General features: G+C 57.0%; 18 protein-coding genes. 10 read left to right on the top strand and 8 right to left on the bottom strand.

Annotated features, from left to right (window positions below):
• Positions 1 to 17: 17 nt before the first annotated feature.
• The 8 genes from BO1_RS05415 to BO1_RS05380 all read right to left on the bottom strand — a co-directional run bounded on the left by BO1_RS05415 (position 18) and on the right by BO1_RS05380 (position 8,077).
• Positions 18 to 791: an aspartate/glutamate racemase family protein gene (locus BO1_RS05415; RefSeq protein ID WP_028216689.1), complete on the bottom strand. Its 774-nt coding sequence runs from the start codon at positions 789 to 791 to the stop codon at positions 18 to 20.
• 78 nt (positions 792 to 869) lie between these two features.
• Positions 870 to 1,703 carry a substrate-binding periplasmic protein gene (locus BO1_RS05410; RefSeq protein WP_245643716.1) on the bottom strand — a complete coding sequence of 278 codons (834 nt, stop codon included), beginning with the start codon at positions 1,701 to 1,703 and terminating at the stop codon, positions 870 to 872.
• An 83-nt stretch (positions 1,704 to 1,786) separates the two neighbouring features.
• Positions 1,787 to 2,452: an amino acid ABC transporter permease gene (locus BO1_RS05405; RefSeq protein WP_028216687.1), complete on the bottom strand. Its 666-nt coding sequence runs from the start codon at positions 2,450 to 2,452 to the stop codon at positions 1,787 to 1,789.
• The gene (locus BO1_RS05400; RefSeq protein WP_028216686.1) at positions 2,449 to 3,102 is read right to left on the bottom strand and encodes an amino acid ABC transporter permease; all 654 of its coding nucleotides are present in this window, start codon (positions 3,100 to 3,102) and stop codon (positions 2,449 to 2,451) included. Before BO1_RS05400 ends, BO1_RS05405 begins: the two co-directional genes overlap by 4 nt.
• Positions 3,102 to 3,902, bottom strand: a complete 801-nt coding sequence (locus tag BO1_RS05395; RefSeq protein ID WP_043283865.1) for an amino acid ABC transporter ATP-binding protein — start codon at positions 3,900 to 3,902, stop codon at positions 3,102 to 3,104. The genes BO1_RS05400 and BO1_RS05395 overlap by 1 nt, the downstream gene beginning before the upstream one ends.
• A gap of 336 nt (positions 3,903 to 4,238) precedes the next feature.
• Positions 4,239 to 5,867: an electron transfer flavoprotein-ubiquinone oxidoreductase gene (locus tag BO1_RS05390; protein ID WP_156992154.1), complete on the bottom strand. Its 1,629-nt coding sequence runs from the start codon at positions 5,865 to 5,867 to the stop codon at positions 4,239 to 4,241.
• A 506-nt stretch (positions 5,868 to 6,373) separates the two neighbouring features.
• Positions 6,374 to 7,315: an electron transfer flavoprotein subunit alpha/FixB family protein gene (locus tag BO1_RS05385; RefSeq protein WP_028216683.1), complete on the bottom strand. Its 942-nt coding sequence runs from the start codon at positions 7,313 to 7,315 to the stop codon at positions 6,374 to 6,376.
• Positions 7,316 to 7,327: 12 nt separating this feature from the next.
• Positions 7,328 to 8,077, bottom strand: coding sequence for an electron transfer flavoprotein subunit beta/FixA family protein (locus tag BO1_RS05380; RefSeq protein ID WP_028216682.1), 750 nt, complete (start codon positions 8,075 to 8,077; stop codon positions 7,328 to 7,330).
• Positions 8,078 to 8,683: 606 nt separating this feature from the next.
• On the opposite strand from BO1_RS05380, the gene BO1_RS05375 reads away from it, so the two are divergent.
• The 10 genes from BO1_RS05375 to BO1_RS05325 all read left to right on the top strand — a co-directional run bounded on the left by BO1_RS05375 (position 8,684) and on the right by BO1_RS05325 (position 20,320).
• The gene (locus BO1_RS05375; protein WP_084687773.1) at positions 8,684 to 9,799 is read left to right on the top strand and encodes an NAD(P)H-dependent flavin oxidoreductase; all 1,116 of its coding nucleotides are present in this window, start codon (positions 8,684 to 8,686) and stop codon (positions 9,797 to 9,799) included.
• Positions 9,800 to 9,837: 38 nt separating this feature from the next.
• Positions 9,838 to 10,626 carry an electron transfer flavoprotein subunit beta/FixA family protein gene (locus BO1_RS05370; protein ID WP_028216680.1) on the top strand — a complete coding sequence of 263 codons (789 nt, stop codon included), beginning with the start codon at positions 9,838 to 9,840 and terminating at the stop codon, positions 10,624 to 10,626.
• Entirely contained in the window at positions 10,626 to 11,600 is a 975-nt protein-coding gene (locus BO1_RS05365; RefSeq protein WP_028216679.1) for an electron transfer flavoprotein subunit alpha/FixB family protein, read from the top strand. The genes BO1_RS05370 and BO1_RS05365 overlap by 1 nt, the downstream gene beginning before the upstream one ends.
• A 7-nt stretch (positions 11,601 to 11,607) precedes the next feature.
• Complete coding sequence (locus BO1_RS05360; protein WP_245643715.1) at positions 11,608 to 13,125, top strand: FAD-dependent oxidoreductase; 1,518 nt, start codon at positions 11,608 to 11,610, stop codon at positions 13,123 to 13,125.
• 46 nt (positions 13,126 to 13,171) lie between these two features.
• Entirely contained in the window at positions 13,172 to 14,332 is a 1,161-nt protein-coding gene (locus BO1_RS05355) for an NAD(P)/FAD-dependent oxidoreductase (protein WP_028216677.1), read from the top strand.
• 177 nt (positions 14,333 to 14,509) lie between these two features.
• Positions 14,510 to 15,289 (top strand): NAD(P)-binding domain-containing protein, encoded by a 780-nt coding sequence (locus tag BO1_RS49770; RefSeq protein WP_052409362.1) that lies wholly within the window; start codon positions 14,510 to 14,512, stop codon positions 15,287 to 15,289.
• Positions 15,290 to 15,695: 406 nt separating this feature from the next.
• Positions 15,696 to 16,538: a substrate-binding periplasmic protein gene (locus tag BO1_RS05345; protein ID WP_028216676.1), complete on the top strand. Its 843-nt coding sequence runs from the start codon at positions 15,696 to 15,698 to the stop codon at positions 16,536 to 16,538.
• Between the two features lie 121 nt (positions 16,539 to 16,659).
• On the top strand, positions 16,660 to 17,847 hold the full coding sequence (locus BO1_RS49765) for an aromatic ring-hydroxylating oxygenase subunit alpha (RefSeq protein ID WP_167338311.1): 1,188 nt from the start codon (positions 16,660 to 16,662) through the stop codon (positions 17,845 to 17,847).
• Positions 17,848 to 17,927: 80 nt separating this feature from the next.
• Positions 17,928 to 18,983 (top strand): 2Fe-2S iron-sulfur cluster-binding protein, encoded by a 1,056-nt coding sequence (locus tag BO1_RS05330; protein ID WP_028216673.1) that lies wholly within the window; start codon positions 17,928 to 17,930, stop codon positions 18,981 to 18,983.
• Between the two features lie 170 nt (positions 18,984 to 19,153).
• Positions 19,154 to 20,320 carry a porin gene (locus BO1_RS05325; protein ID WP_028216672.1) on the top strand — a complete coding sequence of 389 codons (1,167 nt, stop codon included), beginning with the start codon at positions 19,154 to 19,156 and terminating at the stop codon, positions 20,318 to 20,320.
• Positions 20,321 to 20,502: the final 182 nt, after the last annotated feature.

Below are 20,502 nucleotides of genomic sequence, written 5' to 3'. Positions count from 1 at the left end.
GATTGCCAGAACTTCGATTACTTACGAGCAAACTTACTGCGCACTAACTCGAACTCTCCCGGGCTGTGCTGCTGTAGTTGCTGATAGTAGCCACGACGACTGATTTGATACGCGCCTTGGCTTCGAAGGTCGGCCAACGCCTCCGCCATCTTCAGCGCCATCGTATTCGGGTTAAGAAGAGCATGATTGCGCACCGCCCCGGTGTCGCGCAGCCACTTCTCATAGCTTGCGGAGATAAGGGTGCAGCCGAAGACGCACACTTCTGCGTCGTTCGCCTCCATCGCGGCGACAGCCTTATTGGCAGCGTCGACGGCGACCGCCTGCGTGTCCTTAATCATGTCCTCCGCGAACCAGTCGATACACGAGACGCCGTGGCAATTCGCGTCAAGGCCATATACGCGAACCATGTCGCGAAGATATGGGACCGCCTTATGGTGGTCAGTCACCACGACAAAGTCATGCCCGTAGTACGGCGCGAACAACATCGTCGCCTCGAGAGGACCGACGACCGGGATATCAACCAGCTCCCGGGAAACGCGAACACCCGGGTCATAGCAGCAACCGACGATGACCGCATCGAAGCCTGCCTTCTCGGCCTTGATGACCTCATTGAAAACGGCCTCTTCGATGAGATGCTTGCTGTAGTAGTAGTCGATATTCTCCGGGCAGTTCGTCGTGTTTGTCACGACGACCTCCGTCCCGTTGCGCAGATACGGCGCCAAGGTTTCTTCAATCAACTTGTTGTACTGCGGCGTACCGAACGGGTTGATGAAGTTGATACGTGAACTCATAGAAGTCTCTGTATGTTTGTCAGTTTTTTACGGTATTGCCTGGACGGAGAGTCGCGCCGACAACCAAGTTCTGGTGCCTTACGGAATCAGTCGAGCCGGGCCAACATCAGCGCCTTTGGGGTCCATACCGTACGACTTCAGAATCTGAGCAACCTCGCCGTTCTTCTGCATCTGGGCGATGTCGGCGTCGAGCGCCGCACCCAGTGCCTCGTTGCCCTTTGCGAACACAAAACCAATCTGAGCCGGATTGACCGACGCGCGAACGCGCGGGTCAGGCGCGCCGACAAGAATCTTCATTCCAGCATAGCCGCCCTTGTTCTGCGCGTAACGACCGGTTGCAACGCTGTCCAGGCCTGCGTCCACTCGACCTGCCTGGAGGTCCTGAGCGAGGGCGACGGGCGTCGGGTAAAGTTTCAGGTTGTCTTTGTAGAGCGCCTGAAGGTCAGCCGTCCAGTTGTAACCCTGCACGGTCCCAACTTGCTTTCCGCTGAGGTCACCGAGCTTGGTGTAGCCTTCCTTGGAGTAAATCGCGAGCTGGTCGAGATAAAGCGGAGCCGTCAGCCCAACGACCTTAGCCCGATCCGCAGTGCGATACCACTGGCCAGCCGAAACATCCGCCTTTCCGGTCAGAACATACTGGATTGCAGAACTGAAGCCGACTGGCTGCGCATTGATTTTGAGGCATTCCTTATCAGCGATTTTCTTGAGAATATCGCCCTCGACGCCGCCGAGCGCCCCATCATTACCCGGGATATCAAACGGCGGAAACTCAGCGGTCGAGATAGTCAACACACCTGGCGTCACCGTCTTAAACTGGTGAGCCGGCTTGCATTCACCGAATGCGTTCGTCACGCTGACAAGACTTAATACGGTCATTGCAGCAAGACCAATGGCGTTATGCGATTGCTTCATGATGAACCCATCCATGTGTGTAGTCGAATATCCAGCTTGTAGGTTTAATCGATGCAAGTTGCCGTCGAGACTTGATTTGCCGTCTATGCCCGCGCCTCATGGCGCGACAGACGACGCTCAAGCGAAGAAACAAGTAACGTGGAAGGCACGCAAATCAGCGTGTACATCAGAGCGGCCAGCAACAGCACGGGCATGTACAGGAAAGTCTCGTTTCCAATTTGCTGTGCCTTTGTCACAAGCTCAGGCAATGCCACCGTAAAGCACAACGATGTCGTCTGGAGCATGATTACCGCAAATCCGAGCAGTGGCGGGATTGAGACGCGAAGGCCCTGCGGCACAACAATCAGGCGAAGGGTGTCCACTTCGGACAGCCCGATGGCGTAGGAAGCCTCGCGCTGACCGTGTGGAACAGCTTGCAAGCCAGCGCGGATGATTTCACTCGTGTAGGCACCAGTACACCACGCGAGCGCCAGCACTGAAGACAAAAAGGACGACAGCGTAAGATGTACGGACGGCAGTCCAAAATAGAAGAACTGAAGCAGAATGAGTGCGGGCGCTCCTCGCCCAAGCTCCACCAGTACAACAGCGGCAGTTCTCACAGCCCGATTCTGAATGCTTACGGCCAACGCGAACACGAGGCCGAGCGGAACACCAATCAGCATACAGAGAACGGTCACCTTGACGCTTGTGAGCAGCCCCTCGGACAGCGTGGGCAACCACTGCATCCACAAACCAATAAGCGTGTTCATCGTGCAATCCGTAGTCTCATGCGTTTATCAAGGCTTCTTGACGCGTAGGCCATTACCAGACTAATCGCGAAATACAGCGCACCAGAAATGAGATACACCTCGAGCCCCCTGAACGTCTGCTGAGAAACGCGGTATGCGGCTTGCGCCATTTCCGGAACACCAATGGTCGATGCGACAGCCGTGTCCTTCAAAAGCCCAATCGCGTAGGTGGCAGCAGACGGCAGCGCAACGCGGAAAATCTGAGGTGCAAGCACATCGGTGTATTGGCGAATTCCCGACAACCCCAAAACTTTCGCAGCTTCGAACTGCCCAGCGGGCACTGCTTTCATTGCACCGCGGTAAATCTCTGCAAGATTGACTGCAGTGATTAGACCGAGCCCGATGAGTGCGGACGTCACGGGGCTAAGCGGCACGAGTCCGTTTCCGATACCAAAGAAAATGATGAACAACCATACAATCGGCGGAACAGAGCGAACCACCAAGATGATTGAGTGCGAGACGGTTCGTACGATGGAGTTTTTTGACGACGCCACAGCACAAATTGGAATCGCGAGAACAGACCCAATGGCAAAGGACGTTGCTGTAAGCATCAGCGTCCACGGCAGTGCGTGAACGAGCGCAATCGCAATCGTCGAAAAAAGCTCTTCCATCACCGGTCCCTCACTGCGGAAAGGAAACGACGGACGCGCTCGGTCTTCGGGTTTTGCATCACTTCCTTGCTCGGCCCTTCTTCGAGGATGCCGCCGTCTGCCATGACGATGACCCGGTCGGACACGCTTTCCGCGAAACGCATCTCGTGCGTGACCACCATCATCGTCATGCCGTCTTCTGCAAGCTCTCTCATAACGGCAAGCACCTCGAGACCGACCTCCGGGTCGAGCGCGGAGGTAGGCTCATCGAAGAGCATAATTTTGGGGTCGAGAGCCAATGCGCGAGAGATTGCAATACGTTGCTGCTGACCGCCGGAACAACGCGCGGGATACTGCTTCGCCTTGTCCGCCAAGCCGACTCGCTTCAGAAGGGCAAGCGACCGCTCGTTGGCTTCATCCCTCGAACGCCCAAGGACACGGCACTGCGCAAGGCTGACATTCTCTAGGACCGTCAGGTGCGGGAAGAGATTGAACGACTGGAAGACCATTCCAAGCGTGCGCCGGAAGTGATTCAGCTTGGTCTTACCCGGTGCCTGCCCGGCAACAATCTGAACTCCATCAACCGTCACCGAGCCCGATGTGGGGGGCTCGAGTTGATTGATGCAACGCAGCAGCGTGCTCTTACCAGAGCCACTCGGACCAATCACTGCCACAACTTCCCCTGCGGCCATCTGAAGGTTGACGTTGAGCAGAACCTGATGCTCGCCGAACGCCTTCGAGACAGCGTCGATTTTCAGCAACGGCTTCGAAGCCGCGGCTAGTGTCTTCGGTATCGTGCTCACTTCTGAAAGGTTACCCATGCTGCTCACCAGCTCCAGTTGTGTATGTGCGGACTCGGGGAATATCCGACTTGTCAGCACCAACTTAAATTTTGCCGGCCGCTTCTCAGTCCCTTCGGGTCAAAGATTCGACCGGATAACCATAAAATTAGACCGCCCAGTCAGTATGCACGAACATACGCGTGAGTCAAAATAGTTTTTCAGTGCGTCAGGGGAAACGATAGTGCGTCGCGTGCATTGCCCCGCGCTCATCTACGTTGGAACGCAAAGGTGACGGTCGACACGGCGCCGCCACAGTCATACAGCTAAACGAAAACGCACTCGGGCGCCGCTCACCGAGGGGCGCCCGAGTGGGAGTTACATATTCGGATAGTTAGGGCCACCGCCTCCCTCTGGCGTAACCCATACGATGTTTTGCGTCGGGTCCTTGATGTCGCACGTCTTGCAATGCACGCAGTTTTGCGCGTTGATTTGCAGACGGTCCTCATCCTGCTCGGTCTTCACAAACTCATAGACGCCTGCAGGGCAAAATCGCGACTCCGGGCCAGCGTAAGTGCTGAGATTGACCTTGATAGGGACACGTGGGTCCTTCAACGTCAGGTGGGCCGGCTGGTTTTCTTCGTGATTCGTATTCGAAATGAACACGGAGGAAAGCCTGTCGAATGTCAACTTGCCGTCAGGCTTCGGATATTCGATTGGTGTGCACTGAGACGCAGGCTTTAGCGTCTCATGGTCGGAATAGCGGTGATGAAGTGTCCAAGGAACGTTGCCGCCGAGCAGCTTCTGCTCCACGCCGACCATCAATGTGCCGAGGTACAGCCCTTTGCTCATCCATTGCTTGAAGTTCCGAGCTTTGTAGAGTTCTGTATATAGCCACGAAGTCTTGAAGGACTCGGGGTATGCGTCCAGGTGGTCGTTCTGGCGTCCCGAGCGCACAGCATCGAACGCGGCATCGGCTGCAAGCATCCCGGTCTTGATTGCCGCGTGAGAGCCCTTAATACGCGACGCATTGAGGAAGCCCGCATCGTCCCCGACCAACGCCCCTCCAGGGAAAACGAGCTTAGGCAGCGACATTAGACCACCGGCCGTAATCGCTCGTGCTCCATACGAGACCCGCTTGCCGCCTTCCAGAAATTTCCTTATTTCGGGATGTGTCTTGTAGCGTTGGAACTCTTCAAACGGTGACAGATAAGGGTTGGTGTATCCAAGACCGACAACGAAACCCACCATCACCTGATTGTTATCGGTGTGGTAGAGATAGGACCCGCCGTAAGTGTCGCTCTTGAGAGGCCAGCCCGCAGTGTGGATTACCAGGCCCGCCTGGTGCTTTGCCGGGTCGATTTCCCACAATTCCTTGATGCCGATGCCGTAGACCTGAGGATCTGCTCCATCACGCAACTTGAACCGTTCTGACAATTGGCGACCAAGGTGACCGCGTGCGCCTTCGCAGAACAGGGTGTACTTCGCGTGAAGTTCCATGCCCAACTGAAAGTTCTCTGTCGGCTTGCCGTCTTTTCCGATGCCGAGATTCCCGGTCGCCACTCCCTTGACGGAGCCATCCTCGTTGTAGAGCACTTCGGCAGCGGGAAAGCCTGGGAAGATTTCGACACCAAGCGCCTCCGCTTCCCGAGCAAGCCAACGGGTCACATTTGCGAGACTGATGACATAGTTGCCGTGGTTCTTGAAATTGGCCGGGAGCGCCCAGTTGGGCACCGCCTTCGCACTCTTCTCTGACAGGAAAAGGAAGCTGTCTTCAGTGACCTCAACGTTCAAGGGAGCGCCTTTCTCCTTCCAGTCGGGAAAGAGTTCGCCGATTGCACGCGGGTCCATGACAGCACCAGAAAGAATGTGCGCACCAATCTCCGACCCTTTTTCGAGCACGCAGACGCCGATTTCAGCACCAGTCTCAGCCGCGCGCTGTTTGAGACGGATAGCTGCCGACAGGCCCGCAGGGCCGCCCCCGACGATGACAACATCGTATTCCATCGACTCTCGTTCGGTTTCGGGAAGTCCTTCAAACACCGTAGAAATACTCACTGCTCCATCTCTCCATACTGAGGGGTGGCGTCCGCCACAGGTGGCCTCGCTGATAGCTTTCCTGCTCTGCGGGGGCGTCTAATATTACGAATACAAGTGTCAAATGACCCTGAGCGAGGCTCCTTCACCTCGCACAGGAAAGCTCGACTGCACCTGGCCAGCGTCGTCGAGCAAATCGGTCGCTGCAGCAGCAAGCAGTACCCAGTCGCTCCCCTCTTGCCGCGAAAAGACCGTAGAGCACAAGCCATGAACCACTTCCACGCATAGGTAATGGGTGGCAGCTGCTTCAGAGGGACCGGCAAAGCATGCCAGGAACATGCTCCGGTATGAGGTAAGTCGATTTCGGAGGCGCGCGGCTTTTAGCCGGAGCGACAGACGAAATGATTTCGTACGCATGTGCCTATCGCTCCGGTCTGGAGTTCAATGGGAACGGTGTAGCCGTGAAACGAACTACCTCAAGCTTTCCCCAACTCCGAAACCAATTCAGGTACAACGCTAAAGAGGTCACCAACAAGGCCGTAGTCAGCCACGCCGAAGACGGGTGCTTCGGGATCCTTGTTTATTGCGACGATGACGTTGGAATCTTTCATGCCGGCAAGGTGCTGAATCGCGCCCGAGATGCCAACTGCAAAGTACAGCCGCGGCGCGACAATCTTCCCTGTCTGGCCAACCTGGTAGACATTGGACACATAGCCTGCGTCGACAGCTGCGCGGGACGCACCCAGAGCCGCGCCGAGCGCGTCAGCCAAGGGCGCAAGTACCGAATGGAAATTTTCGGCGCTACCAAGACCACGCCCGCCGGCAACAACGACTGCGGCAGTGGTCAGCTCTGGGCGCTCCAGCTTCGCCAGCTCGCGGCTGACGAACGCCGAAACTCCCGAGTCAGCTGGCACTTCGACTGACTCGACAGGCGTATTGCCAGACTCCGCAGGAGCTGCATCGAACGCGGTCGAGCGGACCGTGACCACCTTGACGACGTCAGACGATTGAACGGTTGCAATCGCGTTGCCAGCGTAAATGGGCCTTTCGAACGTATCGGCCGAGACAATCGCGGTTATGTCGCTAACTTGTGCGACATCCAGCTTCGCCGCGATACGCGGGGCGACGTTCTTCCCGAACGCGCTTGCCGGCGCAAAGATATGCGAATAGTTCTTCGCCAGCTTCAAGACTGTCGACTCGACGTTTTCAGCAAGGCCGTCCGCTAGTTGCGGCGCATCAGCCAGCAAAATCTTCGCAACCCCATCAATCTTCGAAGCAGCTTGCGCCACAGTGCTTGCATTCTGACCGGCGACCAGAATATGGATGTCACCCCCAACTTTCTGAGCGGCGGTCACGGTGTGGAGCGTAGCGGGCTTCAACGACACGTTGTCGTGTTCTGCAATTAGAAGAATCGTCATTTCACGTTTCCTTTACAGCACTTTGGCTTCAGTCTTGAGTTTCTCCACCAACGTCCGCACGTCTGGCACCTTCACCCCTGCCCCGCGCATGGCAGGCTCAGCGACTTTGAGCGTCCTCAGACGCGGCCGCATATCCACACCGAGTTCAGAGGCTTCAATCGTTGCTAAAGGCTTCTTCTTGGCCTTCATGATGTTGGGCAGCGTGACGTATCGCGGCTCATTGAGACGCAGGTCTGTCGTAACCACTGCCGGGAGCTTGAGCGACAGCGTCTCACCGCCTCCGTCGACTTCGCGCGAAACGATCGCTTTGTCACCGCCGACCTCCAACTTCGATGCGAACGTGGCTTGGGGCATCCCACCGAGTGCCGCGAGCATCTGACCTGTTTGATTCGCGTCATCGTCGATTGCTTGCTTGCCGAGTATCACAAGGCCAGGCCGCTCTTCCTGAACGATTGCGTTGAGCAACTTCGCGACCGCGAGAGGTTGAAGCTCCTCATCCGTAACGATGTGAATAGCGCGGTCAGCGCCGATGGCCAGCGCAGTTCGCAGCGTCTCCTGGCATTGAGCCGGTCCACACGAGACTGCAATCACTTCGCTCGCCCCACCTGACTCCTTTAACCTCACGGCTTCCTCGACACCGATTTCGTCGAATGGGTTCATGCTCATCTTCACGTTGCTGATGTCCACGTCCGTTCCGTCTCCCCTGACACGAACCTTGACGTTGTAATCAACGACCCGCTTTACCGCTACCAGAACCTTCATCGCAAACTCCTCACTCAGGGAACTTCGCTGCAGATGGAAGCCAAAACGTCCACCCACACATCAAGCGCACCTCGCGCAACCACGGCGTCGAACAGCAGCCTGACAACGCGCGAAAACGCCGGAGTTCTCCGGCGCGCCAACAGTCGTTCGACTCTCAAGCCTCTCGTGCTTCCGGGCTGGAGCAAAATCAAAAAGACCAGCTAGATGAAAAAACTGACTGCCTAGTATATATCGCTAAAATTCGCGCGCGCAAGGACGAGAAGACGGCGATTGCTTCCTTCGGTACAGCAGGCAGATACAAGGCCCGCAAGATGGGGACTAGGGCTTCTACCAATGGGCGGTGGCACATCAACAAATCTTTTTGACTTTAGCTGTCTTTGGTGCATACTGACCCGACGGTCAAAAATTTATATCCGACAGTCCTAAAATCGTACGACCGGGCTCCGGAAGGAAAACCGGACCGGAACTACCCTCGGAATCGCCTGCGTTTCAGCGCGGCGCGAGTTACGACGAGGGCTCGAAAAGGACCTGACCGGGTCGCTATACACCGGCTCGAACGCAAGGATGCGGTACGAGCTTTAGTGAAGTCTCAGGAGAACATTTGTCATGATGCGAACTGCTGTAACCGAGGCGCTTGGGATTGACCTTCCTATCTTTGCGTTCTCTCACTGCCGAGATGTCGTGGTCGAAGCCTCGCGAGCCGGTGGCATGGGCATTTTGGGCGCCGCATGGATGACGCCGGAAGAGCTTGAAGTTTCGTTGAAGTGGATTGACGAGCACGTTGAAGGCAAGCCCTACGGCGTCGATGTGGTTTTCCCGGGCACGTTCGCTGCCCTTGATGATGACCGTGACCCCGACCAAATCCTCCCGGCCGGGCACCGGCAATTCGTCAAGAATCTTCTGGACGAAGCTGGACTTGCGCCGTTGCCCGAAGACGATGCAAAGGAGTACATGCGCGAGCACGCGGGCAAGATGAAGATGACGCCGCGAGACAGCGAGCGCTCGCTTGAGATTGCCCTGAGGCATCCAGGCGTGAAATTCGTCGTCGGCGCGATGGGCGTCCCACCTAAGCACGTAGTCGACCGCATCCACTCCCACGGCATCAAGGTAGGCGCTCTCGTAGGCTCAGTTGCTCACGCGAAAAAGCAGCAGGAAGCGGGCGTCGACATCCTGGTCGGCCAAGGCAGTGAAGCAGGCGGACACGTCGGCAAGGTGTCGTCGATGGTTCTCTGGCCCCAATTAGTCGACGCTGTTGCCCCGATGCCTGTTCTCGCGGCTGGTGGCATCGGGCGCGGCCGCCAAATGCTGGCTGCCATGGCTCTCGGCGCTGCAGGCATCTGGTGTGGCTCGATTTGGCTGGGCAGCCGGGAGAGCGAACTCAGCGACATCATGAAAGAGCGCCTGTTCGCATCGAAATCCGAAGACGCCATCGTTAGCAAGGCGCTTACAGGTAAGTCCTGCCGGATTCTGAAGAGCGCATACACCGAGGCGTGGGACACCGGCACGCATCCCGACCCGCTCACCTTCCCGCTGCAATCAATTCTCGCCGGTGAGCCGATGCGTCGAGCTGAACGTTCGCGAAACCTCGACTACTGGACCTACGCCGTTGGCCAGATTGTCGGTGACATGAAGTCTGAGACGTCCGTCCGTCAAATTTTCGCCGAGATTTTGAGCGAGTACGTTGACTCGATGGAGCACCTGCAGAATCTCCTCGACGACTAACGGCAACTGCAAACTATTTCGAGGCGTAGGAGAAGCAAATGCATATCGTTGTAACGCTCAAGCAAGTCCACGACCCTAATTCGCCGACCGAGTTGCTGAAACTTGGTGCCGACGGCAAATCTATCGAAACGCCCGCGGGCGTCAGTGACGTCGCAAATGGTTACGACGTGAACGCTGTCGAAGAAGCCATTCGCATTCGGGACAAGGTCGGTGGCACCATTTCCGTGATAAGCGTTGGGTCGGAAGAGACGAAGGCGCAATTGCGCCGAGCCATCGCCATGGGCGCTGATAAGGCGATTCATATCAGCGGCCCGCACGGGCTCGACTGCGACCCACTGCTGGTCGCGGCCCTGCTGGCTGGTGCCGTGCGGAAGCTTCCGCCTGTCGACCTAGTTCTGAGCGGACGCCAGGCATCCGACACGGACTCCGGTCAAGTGCTCTTCCGACTCGCAGAGAAACTTTCACTTCCTGCGCTCGCCCCGGTCAAGCAGATTCAGGAGGTGACAGAAGACGCGATTGTCGCTGACCGCTTGACCGACGACGGCGTACAACGAGTGAAGGTTAAGTTGCCCGCTCTCCTTGGCGTGTCCAACGAAGCGAACAAACCGCGCTCGCCGTCGCTCAAGGGGGTGATGGCGTCGAAGAAGGCCGAGATTCCTACGTGGGCTCAAGCCGACGTCGTGGAAGGTGTAGTCACGCCCAGCGTGGTTCTTCGCCGTGTCTTCTTCGAGCCGGTATCGGAAGCGCGCGCGGAGATTTTCTCTGGTAGTGGCGCGGAAGCAGGTCGCGCTCTCGCAGAGCGTTTGCACGAGGAAGGGGTAATCTGATGGCTGGCGTACTTTTCTTTGGTTATGTGGCTGACGGCCGGGTGCAGGCAAGCTCTCTCGAAGCCGCAACCTGCGCAAAAGACCTCGCACAAAAGACGGGCGTGCCATTGGTTGGTGCGGTTCTCGGAAGCAACCAGGCCGCAGCAAAGACCTTGTCGAGCGTCGGCGCTTCCGAGATCTACTTCGTCGACGACTCCCGACTGCAACCGTACATCAGCGAGGCGCACATCGCGGCCGCTGAAGCGGTCATTCGTGCTTGTTCGCCGGATATCGTCCTCTTTCCGCAGAACTCAGAGACGAACGAGTGGGTGCCGAGACTGGCTGCCAAGCTCGATGCCGCGCTTGTCACTGCGGCATCGCAGCTGCTGCTCGAAAACGGCGAACTCGTAGCCATCAAAGCCATTAGTGGCGGCGCCGCAAAGGCGGAGTATTCCTTCGGTCGACCGCTGCGCATGGCAACGCTCTCAGCTGGGTCCTACGAGCCCTGCGAGACGACGTCGCAAGAAGGCACCGCTACTGCCGTCACGCTTCCTGAAGTGAAGACGAGTGTCGCCGTTCTTGAGTCCATTGCCGATGCGACCGGTGCGGGCCCGCAGCTCAAAACCGCACGCGTTGTCGTTTCCGGAGGACTGGGTATCGGCACCCGCGAAAACTGGAAGCTGATTGACGACGCAGCCGCGGAACTCGGTGCAGGCGTAGGTGGTAGCCGCGCTGTCGTCGAACTTGGCTGGATTCCTCCATCGAAGCAGGTTGGCTTTAGTGGAGTGAAGATTAGCCCCGACCTCTACATTGCTGTCGGCATTTCCGGCGCGGTCCACCATCTCGCTGGCATCTCCGGCGCGAAGACGATCGTTGCCATCAACTCGGATTCCGAGGCCAACATCTTCAAGGCAGCACGATATGGTGTGGTTGGCGACGCCAAGGACGTATTGCCGGCCTTTGTTGAGCGGGTAAAAGAACTGCGCGCACGTTGACAGCTAAATGGGCAACATGGACACGACATCAAAACACCTCCTCGTCGTCGGCGGCGGTCCCGCCGGCTGTGCAGCTGCGCTTGAAGGTGCCACGCTTGGCCTTCGCGTTACGCTAATTGACGAGCACCCCCAAGACATATCGGCGATGAGCCTGGACGCACCGTACTTTTACGGCTCACGGCTTCCATCCGTGCTTTCGGACCAAGCCCTCGTTGCAGACCGAGTCCTCGGTTCGAACGAGCCGCTGATGGAGTGCCTGGAAGCCGGCGTTGACGTACTGACAGGTACGTGCGCCTGGGGCAATTTTCAACCGGGCGCAAACAACACGCATCTGAAGGTCAATCAGGTCGGGGCAGCTGACGTCGAGCGCAGCTGGATGGTCGACTATGACTACCTCATCCTGGCGCCGGGCTCGCGAGACTTGGTGCTGTCGTTCCCGGGCTGGGAGCTGCCGGGTGTTCTCGCAGCAAATGGGGCAACGGCGCTACTCGAGCGCTATGACACGCTTGGCGGAAGCGAACTCGTTATTCTGGGCAGCGGAAACCTGGCACTTCGGACCGCCAAGCTCGCCTTGGACAAAGGTCTGACTGTCAAGGCGATTGTTGAAGTCGGCCCTACCGTGGTTGGCGACTCCTCGCTTGCAGATGAGTTGACATCGGCCGGCGTCCAGGTCCACCTGTCAACGACCGTAGTCCGCGTTAATGGTCAGACTGGCGTGAAGGCAATTGAGCTGGTCAAGGTCGATCACACATTGCGTCCCCGCCCAGGTACGGAATACGTGGTCACTTGCGACACGGTTTGCATGGCCTTCGGTGTTGTACCGAACATTGAACTTGCTTCTGTAACTGGCTGCAAGATGAAATTCGAGCCAAAGCTGGGCGGCTGGCTACCGGAGACGACCGCCCAGATGCAAACGACTTCTGCTTCCGTTTTCGTCGTCGGAGATGGCGCAGGCGTCACTGAAGCAACCCTTCTCGATGCTGCGGTGGCATGCGAGCAAGGCCGAACCGCAGCACGTCACATCGCATCCATTGAGGGCCTGCACGACCAAGTTGACGGTGGCCTCTCCCTCACGCCTGACGCAAGCGCATATCCGCCGAATCAATGGCTTGAATCGTTTGTTGCTGCTCAAGGTCTGGATGTCGTGGTGTGCCAGTGTGAGGAGGTTTCGCGCCGCGAACTCGTCCAGGTCAGCCCGCCTGGCTATCTCCATGCGAAGGACCGTTGTCCTGCAGGTGGTCTTGAAGGCCTGGGTGAGGTGGGTCGTTCAAGCCAGGACCTGCTCAAGCGCCTCACGAGAGCTGGCATGGGTCACTGCCAGGGTAAGCGTTGCAGAGACCAAACCCTCCTTCTGCTAGCCAATGCGACGAAGACCAATCTCGCCGATATTTCGCCGGGCTCGTACCGCGTTCCAGTCCGCCCCATTCCGCTTAAAGTCATGTGGGCTGACGATGAGACCGAGGAAACGCGACGCAACTGGCCTACGTGGCTTCACCCGTTAAAGGAAGAGACGCCGTGGAAGTGAGCGCCAAACGCCACTTGCCGAGTTGGAAGAGGAATTGAGGACATTCATGGAAACCGCTGACGTCGTCGTCGTTGGAGCAGGAATAGTTGGACTCTCCACAGGTTATTGGCTCGCCAAGACCGGTGCGAAAGTCATCGTAGTTGACAAGGGCCGCGTGGCCTGGGAGGCGTCTGGGCGCGCCACCGGCTTTCTGAGTTTAAGAGGAGAGACCCCGATTGAGGCCCCTCTCGCTGCCGAAGCCGAAAAGTATTGGAACGGTCTGGATGAAGAACTCGGCTATGTGACCGAGTGGCGCCCGGAAGGCCGTCTGTGGGTTGCGAACTCTCAGGAAGAATGGGAGGAACTTCAAGAAACGTACAAGACGTTCTGTACGACCCAATTCCCCTTCAGGCTCGTCGACGGTGATGAAGCGAGGTCTATTGTCCCCTGCCTTGCTGAAACAGTAATCGGGGGGATTCACACGACGCGCTCCGGTCATGCGAATCCACAGCGTACATCGCAAGCCTTTGCGTGGGCATTCAAGGACCGCGGCGGCATCATTCGCGAGAACAATCCTGTTACGGCCATCACGACAGAGGGAGGCAAGATTACGGGGGTACAGACGGCAGAGGGCTATATCTCCGCCCCAATCGTCATCAACTGTGCGGGCGTCGGTGTCGGACACATCGCCAGGATGGTCGGCGCGGACGTGCCCGTAGCTGCAGTACGACTGGAAGCGATGGTGACGGCACCGCTGCCCCCATTGTTCGGCGTCGCAATGGTCGGCAATGGCTTGTCGTTGCGCCAGACACGTCGAGGAAATATCCACTTTAACGGTGGTCCGCACGAGTGGATTGACGTTGACCTGACATCGGAGCCGGCAAAGCCCAATACGGCCATCGTTCGAAACGTCGCGCGTCGCCTCGCCGAACTGCTACCCTCGATTTCGAACATTCCGTTGCTTCGTTGCTGGGCTGGCATCGTCGACGTAACCCCGGACCAGGCAACGGTCATCGACAAAGTGGAATCCGTCGATGGTATGTATGTCGCCACCGCTTCCGGACACGGATTCGGTATGGCGCCCGTCATGGGACGCGCGCTCGCCGACCTGGCGCTCACTGGCCGCAGTGATTTGCCAATCAGCCAGTTGGGCCTGTCAAGGTTCGCAGGACTGCCCGCAGATTGGCGTGCCCAGCGGCATTGGGATGCCGGCGCGTATAACACCTGACATAGGCATGCCGCGGCGTCGACGCACCTCACGCTCGCGGCTGCTCTGCGGTCGTTGATTTGACCAGCTACTGGCGCCATTCGCTCATCGCCGGTTCGACGTAGTAGTTCCATCACATCTGCCAACGGCGCTTGCCAGAAGTGGGCGAACTCTGGCCAGCCTATTGGAGTAGACGAAGTGAGAATAGGTATCGTCGGTACCGGCTTCATTGCGCAGGCGATGGTTGAGGGGCTGCTTCGCAACTACCCCGACGGACCACATTTCGTTCTTTCCCCCCGTAACGCTGATACCGCGTCGCAACTAACGCGAAAGTTCCCGCTGAGGATTCGAGTCGCGACTTCAAACCAGCAAGTCGTCGATACCTCGGACTTCGTCATATTGAGCGTTCGCCCCGCGAGCGCTAACAGCATCATTTCTGAGCTGCGCTTCCGCCCCGAGCAAACCATCGTCAGCGTCGTGGCCTCGATTCCTCTTCTGGAAGTGCGACGAAGCGTATCTCCCGCCACAAAAGTTGTCCTGGCGATTCCGCTGCCGTCCATGGCACGAACACAAGCTCCCTTTGCAATATTTCCTGAGGATGCTGTCGTCCGCGAACTCTTCTCGCCGACGGGTTCCGTCGTTTCCGTCGATAACGAAAAAGCTTACGCGGCTCTGGGAACCGCAACTGCTGTCATGGCACCATACTTTCATCTAGCGTCAATTCTGGCTCGCTGGCTGAGTGAAAATGGCGTTGCCGAAGACATGGCCACGAGGTTCGTCAGCGGGCTGCTGTCAGGCCTATCTAGCACTGCCGCGCTGGCAACGACGAAAAATTTTGATGCGCTCGCGGCCGAACACGCGACACCTGGCAGCTTCAATGAGCAACTGATGCAGCATCTCGCTCAAAAGGAGTTCGAGCCTGCCGTAAAGGATGCCCTCGCACCATTGCTCGCGCGAATGTCGTCGAATCAGAGCTGAATCGACAGGCTTGAGAAAAAAGCACGATTAAACGCGCCTCGCTGCAGCCTGCCGTCTGGTTAATCTATCTGCGCTCCAAGCCCTCGTCTGCACACGAAACCTCCCGAACGTGCGTTCGCTGGCGCGCACCACATCGAGCACAGGACTTTCCCTAAGACGTCGAAATTCTTTTTGACGCGGCATCCAAATGATTCATACTGACTGGACAGTTTTTTAAATGACCAGTATGACTAAAAAAGAAGATTCAGTAAGCTGTTCGTCATCAGCGATGAAAGTCTCGAAAATTTAACTGCCGTCAAAAAATGTAGATGAATGCATGAGCGTGCCAATCGAGTCACAGAACTCTGATCGCTCGACGCACTTCAACCGGAATCTTTCGCAGTGCCACCGTTATGGGAGTTTCATGATGAAACGCATCACCAGCAATAACTTTTGTTTGGCATCGCTGGTCGCCGCCGGCTTCGCCTGTAGTGCGAGCATCGCCTCCGCAGAGTGCGTCCCTGCTCATAAGTTCAAGACCATCGAGCCCGGTGTCCTCACAGTTTCGACCACCATCTACCCGCCGTTTGATATCCCGCAAAACGACGGTGGCTTCACCGGCGTTGAAGGAGATATCCTTCAGAAGATTGCGGACAGAGAGTGCCTGAAGCTCAAGGCAGAGTCCGTTTCCTTCTCTGCGGCAATTCAGTATGTAACGGTCGGCCGAGCCGATGTCAGCGCTGGCCAGTGGTATCGAACCGCAGAGCGCCTAAAGGCCGTCGGCTTGACCGACGGAATCAATCTGGACCAACTTGGAATCTACTCCAAGGAGGGCTATACGAAGCTATCCCAACTGGAAGGCAAGCAGGTCGGTACAGTTCAGGGATACAACTGGGTTCCTGACCTGCAGAAAGTGTACGGCGATAACCTCAAGCTTTATCCAACGCCGGTCGCGTTGGCTCAAGATCTCTCAACTGGCCGCGTTGACGTGGGCCTCGACAGCGCGGCGCTGGGTCTGTACGAACAGCAAAAGAAAGGTGGCTTCAAGGGATTTCAGATTCGCATGGGCGAGCCCGACCCCCGCGTTCGCGCATCTATCAATCCCGCACAAGTCGGGTTTGCATACACGAAAGACAATGCTGCCCTCGGCGTCGCTCTGAATGAAGACATCGCTGAGCTTCACAAAGCCAAGGTCATCCCGCAAATCATGCAGTCATATGGCCTCGACCCCAAGAGTGCCGACGTAGGTGCGCCGCGTCTGGTCCAGTGAGCGCCAGGAATCTGAAGTGTGGTTTTGGGCGAGCATGAACTTGAGCGCCTGGAATGACAACCGTTCAATGTCGTGCTCGCAATCTAATACGTATTCCTCACATACCGAACGAAGGGTTTCGATGAGTTCAACCGTCCAGGCAGCGGTCCCGGTGCAAGTTCATCGTACGAGGCTTGTATCTGGAGTTATCCGTTCAGATTTGAATTATTCGACGATTCTGCCCCGAGATTACTACGTCGACGAAAAGATATTTGAAAAGGAATTCGAAAAGGTATTTTCGACACAGTGGACCTATGTCGGTCACGTCTCTCAAGTTGCCCGCGTCGGCGACTATTTCCTTGACAACATTGCGGGAGAAAGCATCGTTGTTGTTCGGGAGTCTGCCGACCGTATAAGCGCCTTTCACAATGTGTGTCGCCACCGCGGGCACCATCTGTGTTCCTCGGAAAGCGGGAACGTGAGAAGGCTGACCTGTCCGTACCACTTCTGGTCTTATGGTCTCGACGGCAATCTGCTGAATGTACCCGGCTCGAAGGATGGGGCTAATTTTGACTACAACGACTGGCCCCTGAAGCGCGTCAACCTTGAAGTGTTTCACGGCTTTATTTTTGCCTGCCTGAGTGAGCAGCCACCCGCGAGCCTGGTTGAAAAATTTAGCGCGGTGAGCGCGGACCTTGAAACGGTCAAAACCGAGTCGCTCAAAGAGGTGGGACGAGAGAGCTACGAGATACATGCGAACTGGAAAACGCTCCTTGAGAACTACCTGGAGTGCTACCACTGCCAAGGTTCGCATCCGACTCTCTGCCAGTCTATGGACCTCCAGGCAATGTTCCGGGGCACCGACGAGTGGCAAGAGCCGTATTTCACCGGCAAAGTCCCGCTGCGTCCTGGCGTTAAGACCGTATCCATGGATGGCCAGCTCGTTTCGAAGCCCCTGGGCGACCTGCAGAAACTGGACGAAGTGCCCGAGGGATTTGGAACCGGATTTGGCATCGTGCCGCTCTTGTCACGGGTCTTGATTCACGCCGACCACGTCGTCGTGCACGCAATGCGTCCCCTCGACGTCGGGCGAGTCAAATGGGAAACCAGATGGTACGTCGGAAGTGACGCGGTTGAAGGAACCGACTACCGCGCAGCGAATGTTGCAGCCGTTTGGTCTGCAACGAACAAAGAGGACGCTGCGCTCTGCCAAGGCGCGTACAACGGTGTGCGCTCCCGCTCGTTCACGCCAGGCCCGGTTGACGATAGCCGCGAATCGGCGATTCCCGCTGCGTTGCGCGCCTATCTGGAATTGATGCAGGCAGACTAAGTCTGCAATTTGTTGATGTCCGCTACGACCGGGTGCTGCATTGGGCATACCGGTCATGCGCTTTACGTTTCAAGTAAGCGATGAGTGATTCAACATTTGGCCAGCGCTACAAGAAGTATCAGGTCGTTGAGAAGATTCGTGAGAGTGAGAACATCACGTCGATTCTACTGGCGCCAGTGAACAGCGATGAGGTCCCGCCTTTCAAGGCGGGTCAATACATCACCATTCGAATTGACGACAATACCGTCCGCACGTACACAGTGTCTTCGGGTCCCCATGAGAGAAGGCATTATCGGATTTCAGTTAAGCGAGAACCCTCCTCGGGCGAAGGATTTCAACCGGGTCGGGCCTCCGGCTACATCCACGATGACTTGGAAGTTGGCTGTTTGCTCGACGTCATGGAACCACGCGGTGACTTCTACCTCAACCACACTGGTGACGGCGCCGTGGCACTCATCAGCGGTGGGGTCGGCCTCACACCGATGGTGAGCATGCTTCATGCGCTGATTGAGGGTAATCGCCACGTTGCTTTTATTCACGCGTGCGAGAACGGAAGCGTCCATGCACTCGACGGAGAAGTGGCTGAACTAAGTCAATCGCGGGAAGGTATTAGGAAGTTCTATGCCTATCGAAATCCGACCGATGCAGACCGGTCGCAGCAGAAATATCATCTCGAGGGAGTGCTGACTGCCGAGGTACTTCGAGACCTTCTCCCTCCCCACTGCGAATGCTACTTGTGTGGCCCGCCTCCCTTCATGAAGGCGGTCTATGAAGCCTTGCGCGCTTTAGGCGTACCGAAGGAACGCATCCACTACGAATTCTTCGGCCCTTCAACCGTTCTGGACTCCGATGACGTGACCGAAGCCAACCCTCGCGTCACGTCGACGGTTGTGTTCAAACGGTCCCGGAAGCGTCTGGATTGGAACGGATTCGAAGGAAGTATCCTGGAATTCGCGGAGGCAAACGGGGTGAAGCCTTCCTATGGGTGCCGCGCTGGAATCTGTAGCTCATGTGAATGTGACTTGCTGGCAGGCGAAGTGTCGTACTTGTCTGAGCCCTTGGACCCGCCGCCTGGCGACCGGATTCTCCCGTGCATCACAGTCCCAAGCTCCGACGAAATCGAACTCGACCTTTAGTCGCGTAAAGCGAATAACGCAGACCCACTCCCCGTTGTCGCAGGGCGAGGCAAGGAACGGCAGGACAATTTCCACGGAGAGACACAGAAAAATAAGTAGGCAGTTCCCTAAGTACGTTGGCAGCAAGACTCACACTCAACGGAAAGTTAGACGACAATCTGAGGAATATGATGAGCAATACTAATTTAAACAAGAAACTCTCAACCGTGGCCCTCGCAGCAGGTGCGCTGTTCGCAACGTCCCCTGCATCTGCTCAATCTTCGGTCACACTTTACGGTGTAATCGATGAAGGCATCGACTACACCAACAACAGTGGCGGGCATTCGCTTTGGCACATGCGAGACGGTACCTACGACGGTGTGTATGGTAGTCGCTGGGGCTTGCGGGGCTCTGAAGACCTTGGCGGCGGCCTCAGTGCAATTTTCAAGCTTGAGAGCGGGTTCAGCCTCGAGAATGGTCAAATGCGCCAGGGTGGCCTCCTGTTCGGTCGACAGGCTTACGTTGGACTGTCGGACGCGTCCTACGGCACGCTGACTTTCGGTCGCCAGTACGATTCCGTGGTCGACTATCTGCAACCCGTAACGGCGCCAGGCACGTTCGGTGGCCCGTTCGTACACGCGGGCGACATCGACAACACTGATAACTCCTTCCGCGTTGACAACTCCGTCAAGTACGCCAGTCCAAAGTTTGGTGGCTTGCAGTTTGGCGGCATGTACTCATTCACCAACACGAACGCACCTGGCCGGGGGACGACCGGTATGTGGAGTTTAGGAGCCACCTATTCGAACGGCGGCCTGACAGTGGCTGGTGCGTATCTTTACGCAAAAGACCCCGCACTGCTGTTCACGGATGGCAACTTTGTCGACAACACGACCGGCGCTGCCATCGGGGCGAGCGGTCCCTTCAGTTACGTCGGCAATCCGAGCAACGAGCAGGTCTTCGGCGCGGGTGCGACGTATGCGCTCGGCAATGCAATGGTGGGTTTGGATTATACGAACACGAAGTTCGACAATGCGAACGGAACCACCGCAAGCGTCAAGTTCCAGAACTATGAGGTGTTTGGCCAATATCACTTCACACCCGCGTGGTCCGCTGGCGTTGCCTATACGTACACACACGGCGACATTGGTTACAACAGTTCGGTCCCCGTCTATCACCAAGCCGGTCTGACGACGACTTACACGCTGTCGAAGCGCACGGCAATTTATGCGATGGCGGTCTATCAGAAAGCCGCGGCCGGAGCAGTTGTTGCAGATGTCTTCGACGGAGTGACTGGCAGCGCGTCGACGAACAATCACCAGATTGTCACCCGTGTAGGGATGTATCACCAGTTCTAAGGCGGCCGCTTCTCGTTGGTAATAGGTCCGATTCGCCGTGCGCTTGTCGGACCTATCGTTCTATCAGCTTTATGTAGTCATCTGCCGCGCCGTCGCTGCCAGATGACGGGCCTGATTCCCTGCAGTTCCTCGGTGCGCAATTCTTGACTGCCTCGCTGTACGGCTAGTAATTTTTGCGGACG

The organism is Paraburkholderia oxyphila NBRC 105797, from assembly GCF_000685075.1.
In the GTDB taxonomy this organism is placed as follows: Bacteria; Pseudomonadota; Gammaproteobacteria; order Burkholderiales; family Burkholderiaceae; genus Paraburkholderia; species Paraburkholderia oxyphila.
Note: the sequence above shows the minus strand (reverse complement) of the source record. Positions and strands in the feature narration are given on the sequence as shown.